Annotated in this window: 8 protein-coding genes; 3 read left to right on the forward strand and 5 right to left on the reverse strand. The window is 45.4% G+C overall.

What is annotated here, in order from left to right:
* Positions 1-108: 108 nt before the first annotated feature.
* From M3I01_RS02915 to M3I01_RS02935, 5 genes are read right to left on the reverse strand one after another with little or no spacing between them, the layout of a single operon-like run.
* A complete protein-coding gene (locus M3I01_RS02915) occupies positions 109-990 on the reverse strand; it encodes a transglutaminase family protein (RefSeq protein ID WP_112136800.1) in 882 nt (293 codons plus the stop codon).
* Positions 987-3,566 (reverse strand): circularly permuted type 2 ATP-grasp protein, encoded by a 2,580-nt coding sequence (locus tag M3I01_RS02920; protein ID WP_255894084.1) that lies wholly within the window; start codon positions 3,564-3,566, stop codon positions 987-989. The genes M3I01_RS02915 and M3I01_RS02920 overlap by 4 nt, the downstream gene beginning before the upstream one ends.
* Before the next feature lie 29 nt (positions 3,567-3,595).
* Positions 3,596-6,970, reverse strand: coding sequence for a transglutaminase family protein (locus tag M3I01_RS02925; protein ID WP_255894085.1), 3,375 nt, complete (start codon positions 6,968-6,970; stop codon positions 3,596-3,598).
* The gene (locus tag M3I01_RS02930) at positions 6,967-7,911 is read right to left on the reverse strand and encodes an alpha-E domain-containing protein (protein WP_255894086.1); all 945 of its coding nucleotides are present in this window, start codon (positions 7,909-7,911) and stop codon (positions 6,967-6,969) included. Before M3I01_RS02930 ends, M3I01_RS02925 begins: the two co-directional genes overlap by 4 nt.
* 2 nt (positions 7,912-7,913) lie before the next feature.
* Positions 7,914-9,368 carry a circularly permuted type 2 ATP-grasp protein gene (locus M3I01_RS02935; protein ID WP_255894088.1) on the reverse strand — a complete coding sequence of 485 codons (1,455 nt, stop codon included), beginning with the start codon at positions 9,366-9,368 and terminating at the stop codon, positions 7,914-7,916.
* 333 nt (positions 9,369-9,701) lie between these two features.
* On the opposite strand from M3I01_RS02935, the gene M3I01_RS02940 reads away from it, so the two are divergent.
* The 3 genes from M3I01_RS02940 to M3I01_RS02950 all read left to right on the forward strand — a co-directional run bounded on the left by M3I01_RS02940 (position 9,702) and on the right by M3I01_RS02950 (position 14,981).
* Positions 9,702-10,910 (forward strand): FAD-dependent oxidoreductase, encoded by a 1,209-nt coding sequence (locus M3I01_RS02940; RefSeq protein WP_255894089.1) that lies wholly within the window; start codon positions 9,702-9,704, stop codon positions 10,908-10,910.
* A gap of 181 nt (positions 10,911-11,091) precedes the next feature.
* A complete protein-coding gene (locus M3I01_RS02945; protein ID WP_275564910.1) occupies positions 11,092-13,431 on the forward strand; it encodes a glucose/quinate/shikimate family membrane-bound PQQ-dependent dehydrogenase in 2,340 nt (779 codons plus the stop codon).
* Positions 13,432-13,667: 236 nt separating this feature from the next.
* On the forward strand, positions 13,668-14,981 hold the full coding sequence (locus M3I01_RS02950; RefSeq protein WP_255894090.1) for a Na+/H+ antiporter NhaC family protein: 1,314 nt from the start codon (positions 13,668-13,670) through the stop codon (positions 14,979-14,981).
* Positions 14,982-15,066 lie beyond the last annotated feature (85 nt).

A 15,066-nucleotide genomic window follows, 5' to 3' on the forward strand; every position in this document is an offset into this window, starting at 1 on the left:
CTACATGCTATGTACTGTGGTCTCTACAGGGTTAGTGTCATGGAAAATACTTTTTATAATACCCTGTGTATTATTTGTGACACAGTGCAAAGGTCTTATATTTTCCAGTTAGACCCTTCTTACATCTACCGATACCGCTAATTGTTGGGACCCACCCCCTTCAAATATCACGCCTTGCAGTGGCGTAACGTCGGAATAATCTCTGCCCCACGCGGTCACGAGATGTTGCTCGTTTGGCATCAAATCATTGGTTGGGTCGAACTCAACCCAGCCTAATGTTGGAATGAAAATCGCAAACCAAGCATGGGATGCATCGGCCCCGACAAGCTTCTCTTGACCTGGTGGTGGCAGCGTTTCCAAATAACCACTCATGTATCGCGCCGGAATACCTACTGAGCGTAGGCAACCAATCGCCAAATGAGCAAAGTCCTGACAAACACCGCTGCGTTGTTTAAGTACTTGTTCAAGCGGCGTGGCAACGGTTGTGGTGCTTGGGTCGAATTTAAACTCGGTAAAAATTTTGTGTGTGAAAGCCAAGGTTGCTTGCAAAAGAGGTTTGTCGTCGGCAAAAGTACTTTCGGCGTAGGCTCCTAAATCGGCCGAACGACGGATTTGTGGAGAATCTAACAAGTACTCTTTTGCCATACGAAGTTCAGGCGTAGTCGGTGCGCTTAGTAGCGAACGTAGTTCGCCACAGGTTATGGTGCTCTGAATTTGCCATTCAAGCACGTTTATTGGAGCGATTTCGAATTCTGTTGAGACATCAATTACGAGCTTTTTATGAGCTTCTTGAATCGAAAAATAAAAGGTTTGATTGCCAAAATAATCTTCACTTTCGTTCTGATACACCGGTGGTGGATTTATCTGAATTTTTTGATGAAGACAGAGCTGATTACGAGTGTCTCTCGGTAATAAATGCGCCATGTTATAGCATAAGCTGACAGGTGCGCCGTAGGTGTATTCCGTTATATGGCGAACGCGATATCTCATAAACTTGTTTCCCCATAGGCTTTTACTAACGATTGAGGGCCGGCAGTATGATCAAAATATTTGTCGCTGATCAGAATGGTAAACTGTTCTAGTTGCTTTAACAGCTCGGTCATCAGTTGTTCTAATTTCGGACGGCTTTGGGTTTCTGGGTCGACCTTGGCGAGTTCTTCTAAGTCGGCCAGTTGGATATCGTTTAAGGATTTGAGAATGATCTTATTTTCAGGGCTTAACCCCGCAGTAGTGGTTTCGTTTCTTGGTAGCTCTCTAATGCATTTACGTAATTGTTCTACTTGATATAGCAACGAACGCGGGTTCGTACCATCAATCATTAATAAGTCCAAACCATAGGCCACTCGTGCTCGATTACGATAGCGCCGACGGAAAGAAATTAAGGCTTCCACGCTAAGTAATACAGACTCTAGAATTTGCTGTTGAGGTGCTGACGACAACGATTTAGTAAGTGCTGAACGCAGCAATTTAGCGGTTTGCAATGCTCGCTCGGTTCGACGGCCAATTTCTTGGAATGTCCAATCGAGTCCACGTAACATACTTTCATGATTCAAGCCGGATAAGGCAAGAAGTGATGTGACTAAGCTATCGAGAGATTCTTCTGGTGCCGATGGTAAGCCGTTGGTATAGGTTCGATCTAGTTCATGAATATGATCGCGTAACTCATTAATAATTATGCGAGTGTCTGCGGAGAGCATTTCTTTTACTTGTTCGCCACAACTTAGCATGGCTTGCAGGTTAGACTTTATGGAGCCAGCTCTACGACCATCAGCAATAATGGAGGCCAATTCGATCTCAGGGTTCGCTAAAAGTTTCTCACTGGCTTTCATGAAACCGGGTAAACAACCGGTTTGAGTAGATGCCATTTCCAATAGCGTACGTCGACTTTCTTCTGGCAGCGGATCAACGCCATTCATTTGTTTGAAAACAGTGCGCAACAAACGAATGCTGATTTCTGCACGTTCTGCATAGCGCCCCATCCAGAATAGGTTTTCGACCACTCGACTTGGTAAGTTAGCTTGTAGGGCTTCGTCTTGCAGCAGGATTTGATCGCTGACTGGCTCAGCTTGCTTTTCAGGCTCGGCTGCCAGTATCCAAGTGTCTTTGCTTTTTGAGCTGGAGGTATTAGAAACGATGGTTTTTGTATTGGATTCCTCAACACGGGACAAGCCACCTGGCATCACGGCGTAGCTGGTTGGGTTAGCAACCGTAAATGCTCTCAATAACGTTGGTCTGCCTTGCATTTTTCCGTCTAACCAAGTTGGCGACATGGAGCCTGGAACATAGCTTTGTGCCACATAAAGATGAGGGTTTTTCTTGATACTTTCTATGGTGCTGAGTTTTTGTTTTTCCGTCAGCATATGGCCGTAAATACTGTTGGTGTCGTGACGGCGAATCGCTGGTTTAATAATCAGATTGTTAATATTGGCGAGTACATAGCTGAAGTCGTTGTTATCGCCACACCACCAAGTAGAAACAGAAGGTAGAGTAAGTTGCTCACCCATTAGAAATTCACTAATAGCAGGTAAAAACTTGACTAAAGCGGGCGCTTCTAAAATACCGCTGCCCAATGGATTAGCTAAAATTACATTGCCAGCACGAACGACTTCTAATAGTCCTGGTACGCCAAGAGACGAATCTGCTCGGAGCTCTGCTTGGTCGCAATAAGCGTCGTCTACACGACGTAATATCACATCGACTCTAGCCAAACCGTTTAAAGATTTCATCCAAACGGCACCATTACGTACGGTTAAATCACTGCCTTGTACGAGCGGAAAACCGAGGTAATTGGATAGATAAGCTTGTTCGAAATAGGTGCTACTAAAAGCGCCGGGGCTTAACATGACGATACGTGGCGTGTCTGTCCATTGGCTGGCCAGTGTGGACAGCATGTTTTTGAAAGACTGAAAAAAGCCCGCCAATCGACGTACTTGGCTATCGCGGAAGCTGTTTGGAATAACCCGTGACACAACGGTTCGGTTTTCGAGGGCATAACCGGCGCCATTAGGTACTTGTGTTCTATCGCCAATAACTTGAAATTTTCCCGATGGATCACGTACCAAATCTACTGCGTGTAATAGTAGCTGATGAGCTCCAGGGACATTTACGCCGTGGCATTGGCGTAAAAAGCCAGGATGACTGAAAATAATTTCAGACGGAATAATGCCGCTTTTAAGCAATTCTTGTGGACCATAAATGTCTTTCAAGATCAGGTCGAATAAGGTTGAGCGTTGTGCAAGCCCTTGTTCGGTAGCAAGCCACTCATCGGTGGGAATAATATTTGGAATAAGATCCAGTGACCAAACGCTCGGTGTGAGCGGGTCGCTGGTCAAATTGTAGGTGGCTCCATCTTCACGCAGGATGCGCTGAGCACGATGTTGTCGATCTAGCATTTCCTCGTCAGTGAGGTTCCCCATACTGTGTAGTAGGGGAGCCCAATGGGGACGTGGTTGGCGATCTTCCGTGAAGGCCTCATCATAAGCATTCATAGGTGAGTCATAGGCGGAAGGTAACGTCGGTTTTTCATCCATAGCCGACGTTACAAAAGTGCCTGTTTGAAGTTGCATAATGTGCTTGGGCCTAAAAAAATTAATTATTAGAGAACATTATACTGCTTCCTTAGATCTAATGTATGAGGATATTCATTCATTGGCTCTTCTGCTGGTGGTGACATAGCGCGAGGCTCGTCTCCATTAGGGTAAAAAGAGCGTAATTCACCGAACGCCGATGAGGGAGATAGCGGCCCTTGAGTGAAGCCATGATCCCAAAAACGATTAACACGACGCGCTTCCGCTTCGTTACTGTTGACCGGTACGTTGTCATAAGTTCGGCCGCCTGGATGCGATACATGATAAGTACAACCACCCACAGATAAACCATTCCAAGTATCGATCAAATCAAACACTAAAGGGGAGTCTGTTCCCAGTGTTGGGTGCAGTGCAGACGGTGGCGCCCACGCTTTATAGCGAACGGCACCGACATATTCGCCTTTGCAACCCGTGGCGCGAATCGGAACGCGTCTACCATTACAGCAAAGCACATACCGGCCATCGGTTAAGCCTGATAGCTTAACTTGCAGGCGTTCTACTGATGAATCCACGTAGCGCGCTGTCCCTGTGCCGGTAATTTCTTCACCCAGTACGTGCCAAGGCTCAATCGCCCAACGTAATTCAATTTCCATATTGTCGATTTTCTTACGACCGTAATGTGGAAAGCGGAATTCTTCGAACGGTGCGAGCCACTCTAATTTGAATGGAAAACCATGACGTTGTAGGTCTTCGACCACTTCTTTTATGTCTTGCCAAACAAAGTGCGGCATCATGAATTTGTCATGCAAGCTGGTGCCCCAGCGAACCAATGGTTTTTTGTATGGTTCTTTCCAGAAGCGAGCAACTAAACAACGCAATAACAGCATTTGCACCAGAGACATGTGCGGGTGCGGTGGCATTTCAAAGCCACGGAATTCTAATAAACCCTGACGACCACTGGCGCTGCCAGCCGCGTACAGTTTATCGATACAGAATTCTGAGCGATGCGTATTCCCTGTAATATCCACAAGTAAGTTACGCATCAAACGATCGGCTAACCACGGCTCGTCTACTAGACCTTCAGGCATGTTTTGGAACGCAATTTCCATCTCATACAAGGCTTCGTCTCGGCCTTCGTCTGGGCGAGGTGCTTGGCTGGTTGGGCCAATGAACATGCCAGAGAAAAGGTAGGATAAGCCTGGATGATGTTGCCAGAACGTCACTAAGCTTTGCAGCAACTCCGGACGACGCAACAGTGGACTGTCTGCTGGCGTGCGACCACCTAACGTCACGTGGTTACCACCACCAGTTCCCGTATGACGACCATCCAACATGAATTTTTCTGCGCCAAGGCGAGACAAATACGCTTGGTGATATAAGGTTTCGGTGTTGTGAACCAATTCTTTCCAACTTGCCGCAGGATGAATGTTCACTTCAATAACACCTGGATCAGGCGTGATCAGGAACTTCTGTAAGCGTGGGTCTTTTGGTGGTTCATAACCTTCAATAACGATCGGTAAATCAAGTTTTTTCGCAACGGCTTCAAGATGTTCTAGCACACTAACAAAATGTTCAAGATGCGTCATTGGTGGCATGAAAACATGCAAGCGGCCATCGCGCGGTTCGATACAAAGCGTGGTACGGATAACGTCTTTAAGTGTTTTTTCGGGTGCCAATTTTTCAGGTCTCGGCATCGGGTGTGCTGGTTTTTTAGCAAAATGTTGTTTTGCAACGCTGTCTAATACGGCATTGTCTTTTTTGTTTGCTAAAGGCTGACGCGGATCAAATGGGTCGCGCTCAGGAATGCGATCTTCTTCAGCCTGAGCCGGTAAAGAGTTCAATGGCAAACGATAACCCATTGGGCTGTCGCCCGGAATTAAGGTAATGACATCACTGCGCATCGGCCAAAGTGAACTTTTCCAACGGTTGTTATAATTGTCGAACTCCAGTGGTAAGACAAAACCGGTTGTAGTGCTTAAACCACGGCTCAATAGCTTCGCTAGGCGGCGGCGCTCCAAATCGTCTTTTAAATCCGCTTTGGTTGGATCCGCATCCGCAGGAAGGGATTGCTCCATCCACATATAGTAAAGCGTGTCTTCATAAGTGTTTTGCAGATAGCGTTTATCCAATGCCAGTTTTTCACATAACAGTTCACCAAACGCTTCAGCGTCTTTTATGGTGTGTTTGTAATCTTGGTCAACTCGGGCGAGGTATTTAGGATCATCCCAAAGGGCTTCGCCATCGGTGCGCCAGAAACAACCCAGCGCCCAACGAGGTACTTCTTCTCCCGGATACCATTTGCCTTGACCATAATGAAGTAGGCCATTAGCACCGAATTCTTGCTTCATTTTGATCAGCAAATCTTTGGCTAACTTAAGTTTTTCTGCGCCTAATGCGCCGGTACTCCATTGTTCTGAATCCATGTCGTCGATGGAGACAAACGTTGGTTCACCGCCCATGGTTAGGCGAACATCACCGTCTTCGAGTTGTTTGTCGACAGCAAAACCGAGGGCTTTGATTGTATCCCATTCGCCGTCGGCATAAGGTTTGGTGACCCGTGGGTCTTCGTGAATACGGGTTACGATGTTGGTGTAGCTAAATTCACATTCACATTCGTCGATGAACCCTGTTATTGGTGCGGCAGAAGCGGGTTCTGGTGTACAAGCAAGCGGAATATGACCTTCACCAGCGAATAAGCCAGAGGTTGGGTCTAAGCCAACCCAGCCAGCGCCAGGTAAATACACTTCACACCAAGCGTGTAAATCCGTGAAATCTTCTTCTGGACCGGAAGGGCCATCAAGGGCTTTTATGTCTGATGTTAGCTGAACCAAATACCCAGAGGCAAAGCGTGCGGCCAAACCAAGACTACGAAGTATTTGAACCAATAGCCAAGACGTATCGCGGCAAGAGCCTTTTTTCAGCGTAAGTGTTTCTTCACAAGTCTGAACACCTGGTTCTAGACGGATACCATAGCCAATATCCGCGGCTAAGCGACTGTTAATAGCAACTAAGAAGTCGTTGGTTGGTGTACTTTTTCGATCAACTGTTGAAAGCCATTTGTCTAATAAAGGGCAAGATTCCGTGACTTGTAAGTAGGGATCAAGTTCTTTTTTAAGCTCTTTTGTGTAGGCGAATGGAAACGCCTCAGCATAGCTTTCTACGAAGAAGTCGAATGGGTTTATTACGGTCATATCCGCAATGACTTCCACATAAAACTCGAGCTTGTTGGTCTTTTCTGGAAAAACCAGACGCGTTTGAAAGTTACCAAAAGGGTCTTGTTGAACGTTGATATAATGTTTTTCTGGCAAGACTTTGAGCGAGTAAGCGTGAATTTTTGTGCGCGAGTGCGCCGCCGGCTGAAGTCTTAAAATATGCGGTGCTACATTTACAAAGCGATCAAAGTCGTAGGTGGTTTTGTGCTGTATTGCGACTCTAATGGTCATGCAGCGTCTCCTTGCCGAAACTGAAACCAGTTCTCGGTTATTTGTTGGTTTATTTCAATAATTGCAATTTGTATTTCGTTGAGATGATTGTGAAAATCTTCATCCAAATCTTCTGAACTGGTAATTGGATAGTTAAATTTAAGAATTTTATCAATTTGTGTTGTGATTAAATCGGCTCTAGGGAGTTTGGTTGCTGATTCGCCTATCTGCCCAAAGCAATACGCCAACGTTCGAGGAAAGCAAGGGTCGCTCATTAGAAAAGTAGCGGCTTTTGCTCCATTGATTGACGCTCTAACGGTGCGTCTATAGTCCAAATAGGCACTTTGAGATTTAAGTACTTTTGACCAAGTGACTTGCCCAAGCTGAATTCTTTCTTCCGGCTCAGATTGCAGCATTAAAGACACGGCGGCGTCGAGGATTCGAGTGCCCATGTCGGCGCGTTCTAGGTAGCGTCCCATGATCAGGAATTGCCAGCCACTGTCGCGACTCATAGCACCAGCGAAGAGACCAATGATTTTTTGGCAGCCTTCGATAATGGTATTCAAGAAAAGGTGGCGCTCTGAGCGGTTAATCCCTTGCTTGATATTCTGCTGAGCGTATAAATCGAGTTCATTGATCAGCTCCCATGTCTCTTTAGGAACGACGTCACGTGTGGTTCGAATGTTTTCTCGAACCATTTTTAACGATGACAACATGGAATTGTAATTGGTGTCGTCAGCCAGTAAAAACTTCACCACGTTACGTTCATCTTTTACTTTATAACGCTGCTCAAAGATTTCTTCGCCACTGAGTATTTCGATCAAGTTATACCAAGACACTTCGACGTCTTTTGGTAAATCGAACATTAAATCGTCGTATACACTAACCAAACGAGCGGTATTTTCAACGCGTTCCAAATATCGGGCGCTCCAATATAGGCGTTCTGCGACTCTAGATAACATAATTATTGCCCCTTCGTTTCAACGATCCAAGTGTCTTTACTACCACCACCTTGTGACGAATTAACGACCAAGGAGCCTTTTTTCATCGCCACACGCGTTAAGCCACCGGTGGTGACATAAGTATCTTTGGCTTGCAGTATGAATGGACGAAGATCTAAGTGACGAGGTTCCAAGACACCTTTTGATATAAGTGTTGGTGCAGTTGATAATTTTAAAGTCGGTTGAGCAATGTAGTTACGCGGGTTTTTAGTAATGAGTTCCGCAAACAATGCTTGTTCTTTCTTTGTCGAATGTGGTCCTACTAACATGCCGTAGCCGCCAGATTCGTTCGCTGGTTTAACAACGAGCTTATCTAGATTCTCAAGCACATAGGCGCGTTGCTTTGGGTCATCACACAAGAAGGTTTCGACGTTTTTAAGAATCGGTTCTTCTTTCAAATAATAACGAATAATGTCAGGAACATAAGCGTAAACCACTTTGTCATCGGCGACGCCGGCGCCCGGAGCATTGGCAAGTGCCACATTGCCGCTGCGCCATGCGCGCATTAATCCCGCAACGCCCAATACAGATTCAGAGTCAAATACCTCAGGGTCGATAAATAAGTCGTCTATACGGCGATAAATAACATCAACGCGCTCTGGGCCATCGATGGTTTTCATGTAAACACAGTCGTCTGTGTCGACAAATAAATCACTACCTTCGACGAGTTCGGCGCCCATTTGCTGAGCCAAGAAAGCATGTTCAAAATACGCAGAGTTATAAATCCCCGGCGTTAGTACCACAATTTCTGGGTTTTCTATGTCTCGTGGAGACAAGGCTGCCAAGGTATCAAATAACTGGGAAGTGTAAGAGTTGACCGGCAGTATGGATTCGTTTTCAAACAACTCTGGTAGCACACGCTTGGTTATAGCGCGGTTTTCTAGCATGTAAGAAACACCAGAAGGAACACGTAAGTTGTCTTCTAAAACATAAAAATCGCCATGTTCATCACGCACTAAATCTGTTCCACAGATGTGAGCCCAGACGCCATAAGCGGGCGATATGCCAACACATTCTGGTCGAAAGTTTTTTGATTTGCTAATAATGTGTTCTGGGATAATGCCGTCTTTGATGACGTTTTGATCGTGGTAAAGGTCATTAATGAAAAGGTTGAGGGCTTTGAGGCGTTGTTTTAATCCAGCTTCAGCAATTTTCCAGTCTGAGGCTTCTATGGTTCGGGGGACGATATCGAAAGGCCATGCTCTGTCTATATTGCCCTCTTCGGTGTAAACCGTGAAGCTGATGCCCATTTCTTGTATCGTGGCTTCTGCGGTGAGGCGTCGTTTTTCGAGTTCGTCCTCTGAAAGACTGTCTAGATACCCCAAAAGTTGTTTAGCGGGGGGTCTTGGTGCACCTTTGTCATCAATTAACTCATCAAAAAAAATAGATGACTGGTATTGGCTCGTTAATTTTTCCATGTATACCTCGTATTCTTTATCAAGCTGGAGGTGTGTACTTTAAAACGATACACACTCGCTTGCTCTTTTTTTGCATCTACCCCAGATTGGGGAGATTTCTTTGCACTATAAGGTTTAGATCTGGCCATATCGGTGTGCTGATTAACCGATCTATGTGTAGTGTTTTCGCACTAATATGCGAATAAAGCAAGGATCTCGCCATAGTATTTGTTAAAGTAGAGCCGTATTTTTTACTGGTTTACAGGCAATATAGGTCGATTTTGATAACGCTTTAATTTGCGACTATGTCGCTTGTATATTTTTATGAAAAACCGTTAAAAAGAGGAAGAATTAGTGGGGCAGGTAAGTCGTGTTTTGATTGCGGGTGCTGGTATTGGTGGATTGAGTTCTGCGTTGGCTTTGGCCAAGCAAGGCATCAAGGTCACTGTGTGTGAGCAAGCCTCGAGTTTAGGTGAAGTGGGTGCCGGTTTACAAATTAGCCCTAATGCTATGAAGGTGTTGCGTAAGCTGGGTTTAGAGTCCAAGTTGCATTCGTTTGTCTTCGTTCCTCAGCACGCTACTATTCGTGATTTTAAAACGGGTAATTATTATCTTAAAGTCCCTTTAGGCGAGCACGCTTCCTCACGCTATCGTGCGCCTTATTGGCATTTGCATCGAGCGGATTTACACAGTGTGTTGGCACAGGCTTGCTTAGAAGCAGGCGTTGAGCTTTTGTTAAATGCGACAGTGACTCATTACGCTAAAAATACTGAATTAAACCAAATAAATTTATATTTAAATGATGGGCGCATACTTTCTGCCGATTTATTGATAGGCGCGGACGGTATTCGTTCTAAAATCCGAGAACAAATGCTGGGGCCTGAGCGTCCCACTTTTATGGGACAAGTCGCGTGGCGAGGTGTGGTTCCAGTCAGTGAGTTGCGTACTACTATTCAGCCGGATGCCTGTGTTTGGGCCGGCCCTGGTCGTCACTTTGTTAGCTACTATTTGCGCGGTGGTGATTATGTCAATTTTGTCGCGGTAGAAGAGCGCAGCGATTGGCGCTCTGAATCATGGCGTGAAGAAGGTGATGTAGAAGAGTTGAAGCGGGCCTTTGCGGGCTGGCACCCCGAAGTGAGCGATTTATTGGCGTCAGCGAGCAGTACTTTTTTGTGGGCATTGAATGGTCGTAGAGCATTGTCGACTTGGCATGAAGACCGTGTTGTTCTGTTGGGCGATGCTTGTCATCCTATGTTGCCGTTTATGGCACAAGGCGCGGCAATGGCAATCGAAGATGCGTATGTATTGGCCCAGTGCTTATCTCGTTACTCTCTTGATGAAGCCTTAATCATATACGAGCAAACTCGCAAACCACGTACGACGAAAATTCAGCAAATGTCTAAGGCCAATGCGGGGTTGTATCATATGCATGGTGGTGTGCTTGGTAGAATGAAATTAAAGGCATTGCAAACGGTGTCTCGTTTTGCACCTCGTGTTATTCAGTCTAAGTTGGATGCTGTTTATGGTTATGATGCGACCAAAAGTTTTTCATCGTTGCCATGATGTATTTGATGTAAGAATCGCTGTTTAAAATAGGTAAAAAATAAGGCTATTTGGCTATTTTTTAGTCTATTCTTTTTCTTTGAGCTCTAATTATTTATCGTAGTTAGCCAGCAAGGTGTCTGTTTATTAAAGAGCCTCTTCATGTCTATTTAAGAATCAAATGAGATAAGGATAGTGTCATATGATAATTTTTTCGGTGCTGTTTGTTGTTATCGGCGTGGTTTTACTGCTTGGCGGTGGTTGGCTGTTTACATTGGGCGGTAGTCTTTATTATTTTATTGCAGGTGTGGCACTTATTGCGGTGTCTGCTTTACTTCGGAAACGTAATAGATTCGCGAATCTGCTTTATGCTGTTTTTTTAGTTGGCACGTTAATGTGGTCGATTGATGAGTCTGGTCTTAGCTGGTGGCCTTTAGCGACACGAATGGGGCTCTTTTTGGTTTTGGCGATTCCTTTGTTGTTGCTTGCTTTTATTAAACGCGGTCGTGGTTGGCGGGTTTTATTTCCTGTTTGGCTAGCGACAGTCGTGGTGACGATGTCCCCTTTAATGATGACACCGCCAACAACGGTGGAAGGTCAGCTTACACGCTCTGTTACGACGTCCAATGCGGATCTGGGCAACGTGGATGAAGGCAATTGGGATGCTTATGGTCGTAGCAATTTAGGTCAGCGATTCTCTCCCTTAGATCAAATTACACCGGATAACGCTGATCAGTTGCAATTGGCGTGGCAGTATCAAACGGGCGATAAAAAAGGCCCAAAGGATGTGGGTGAAACCACTTATGAAGCAACGCCGCTGAAATTGGGTAATGCGCTTTATGTCTGTACTCCTCATAACTGGGTCGTGGCATTAAATGCCGACACGGGTGAAGAACAGTGGGTTTACGATGCGAAAGTGCCAGCAGAAAGCCAGCGACAGCATCAGACGTGTCGAGGTGTGTCCTATTTACCACCGTCGAATGGGGATCAACTTCCTCCTATTCAAAAAACATCAGCGCCGGCTGAAAGCCTGAGCGCAATGCAGTGCGATGCTCAATTGTTCTTACCAACGTCCGATGCTCGTCTTATTGCGATCGATCCGACAACGGGTGCGAAATGTGCTAACTTTGCCAAAAATGGCGAGTTGGATCTGATGCACAACATGCCGTTTAAGCAGTCTGGTTATTATTATTCAACATCGCCGCCATTAGTGGCTGGTGGGGTAGTAATTGTCGCGGGTTCTGTGAATGACAATTATGATGTGAACTCTCCGTCTGGCGTGATTCGAGCTTATGATGTGAAAACAGGTGAGTTGAAATGGAACTGGGATTCTGGTTATCCAGAAGATACAACACCGATAGGTCCAGACGAAACTTATGCGACAAGCTCGCCAAATAGTTGGTCGGTTGCCAGTGCTGATGAAAAGCTTGGCTTGGCGTATTTCCCAATGGGGAATCGCACGCCAGATCAGCTCGGCATGTATCGTAGTCCTGCGGAAGAAAAATACGCAACGTCTGTGGTTGCGTTGAGTCTTGAAACGGGTCAGGTTGCTTGGGTTCAGCAGTTTGTTCATCATGACTTATGGGATATGGACACGCCAGCGCAGCCTTCTTTACTGGACTTAGACACACCAACAGGCAAGCAACCTGCTTTGGTTGTTCCTACGAAGCAGGGTGATATTTATGTTTTAAACAGAGCCACAGGGAAGCCAATTTTCCCGATAACCGAAGAACCGGCTCCACAAGGTGCGATTCCCGGTGATTATACGGCGCAGACTCAACCAACCTCTGGATTGTCTTTTAAACCGGCTAAATTAACAGAAGCGGATATGTGGGGTGCGACACCATTGGATCAATTGATGTGTCGGATTGAATTTAAACAGCTACGTTATGAAGGCCGTTATACGCCACCGTCAGAACAAGGCTCTATTGTTTACCCTGGAAACTTTGGTGTTTTTAACTGGGGCAGTATCGCCGTTGACCCTAAACGTCAGCAATTATTTGGTATGCCCTTGTACCTTGCTTTTACATCTACTTTAGTGCCAAAAAAAGGCTTAGATTTAAGCGGAGCTAATAAAGGTGAGCAGGGTGTCAATTCTAATGAAGGCGCTGAGTATGCGGTTGAGTTAAAACCTTTCCTTTCGCCCTTGGGTATTCCTTGTCAGCAACCACCTTGGGGTTATGTTACAGGGGTGGATCTTAAAACAGGAAAAACAGCTTGGAAGCATCAAAACGGTACGATTGAAGATATGACGCCGTTTAAACTACCAATCGAAATGGGAGTGCCCGGTATTGGTGGCCCAATCATTACGAATGGTGGAGTCGTCTTTATGGCGGCAACGGTTGATGATTATTTACGCGCTTATGACCTTTCTAATGGTAAAGAATTATGGAAAGGGCGTTTACCCGCAGGAGGCCAAGCAACGCCTATGACGTATTTAAACAGTGAAGGCGAACAAATGGTGGTTCAAGTCGCAGGTGGTCATGGTTCCATTGGTACGACCATTGGTGACTATGTAGTTGCTTACAAACTGAAAAAATAGTGTTTTATATCAACGAAAAATAGCTTAGTTCTTACTGGGCTATTTTTTAATATGTTTTTCATATAGCTATTCGATATAAATAATAAATTCGAGTGTGGTTTTTGTTATAACGTTTTGTGCCATACACATCGCTATTTATTATTGGCCTCACTCATTTTTTTTTACTATTATCTGCGCCCTTCTTCCCCAAGACCATAAGTTGTGGGGGCTAAATTTACTCTGGAAACCTCAGAATCATGACTTCTAAATCTCCTCTGGCGCTCTTGCCGTTGTTACTTTTTCTTGTTCTTTTTGTGGGCAGTGGGCTTTGGTATCAGTCCCAAGGTGTGGACTTTGCCTTCTATCAAATATCCGCCCCAGTGGCTATTTTGCCTGCGATTGCCTTGGCGATTTTATTAGGTAAAGGGCACTTTGATCAACGCATTGAAACCTTCATTAAAGGCGTTGGTGACAATACGATCATCACCATGATTTTAATTTATTTGCTAGCAGGCGCATTTGCTAGCGTGGCTAAAAGTGTGGGCGGTGTGGATGCAACCGTAAACTTTGGTTTAGGCGTGGTTCCGCCTTCGCTGTTATTGCCTGGATTGTTTGTGATTACGGCTTTTGTGGCAACGTCGATGGGAACGTCAATGGGTACCATTGCCGCGATTGCTCCTATTGCCATTGGTGTGGCAGAAGCCGCTGATTTGTCGCTATTGCTGACGGTTGGTACGGTGATTGGTGGCGCTATGTTCGGCGATAACCTGTCGATTATTTCGGATACCACAATTGCTGCGACGCGCACTCAAGGCTGTGACATGCGTGATAAATTCCGCATGAATTTTAAAATTGCTTTGCCTGCCGCAGTGGTGACCTTGATTTGGTTGTACTTTCAGAGTGGTGAGGCAACGATTGCCGATATTCAAGACTACGACTTAATTCGAATACTGCCTTATGTAGCGGTATTAGGCTTAGCGGTGGCCGGTGTCAATGTGATATTGGTATTGTTCAGTGGCATTATCATGGCGGGTGTGATTGGTCTGACGATGCAGGCTGATTATTCCGTCGCGTCTTGGTCATCTGATATTTATGCTGGCTACACAGGCATGCAGGAAATTTTAATCTTGTCTTTGTTGATTGGTGGCCTTGGGGCGTTAATGAAGTCCCAAGGTGGTTTGGATTGGCTGGTGAGTGCTATTGAACGCATCAGTCGTGTTTTGGGCGCTAAAGCAGGATCGACACGAGCGGGTGAATTAAGTATCAGTGCCTCAGTGGCGTTAACCAATTTATGTACGGCTAACAATACGGTGTCTATTTTGATTAATGGCTCCGTCGCTAAAAACATTGCCCAGCGATACAATGTTGACCCTAAGCGCAGTGCGAGTTTGTTGGATATTTTTTCCTGTGTCGTACAAGGAATATTGCCTTATGGTGCGCAGATACTCTTGGCGTCTTCGTTGGCTAGTGTGTCTCCGCTAGATCTGATTGGTTATGTTCAATACAGTTGGATATTGGCGGTTGCTGCGTTAATTTCCATTTTTATTGGTTGGCCTAAAGGCGCGAAATAACCTTTAAAAACGTTTAACAGATGTTTGGAAAGGCCTGCGACCCTAGATTGTATTATTTAGGTGAGTAGGCCTTTTTTATTCTGTC

It is taken from the genome of Marinomonas maritima (assembly GCF_024435075.2).
Taxonomy (GTDB): Bacteria; Pseudomonadota; Gammaproteobacteria; order Pseudomonadales; family Marinomonadaceae; genus Marinomonas; species Marinomonas maritima.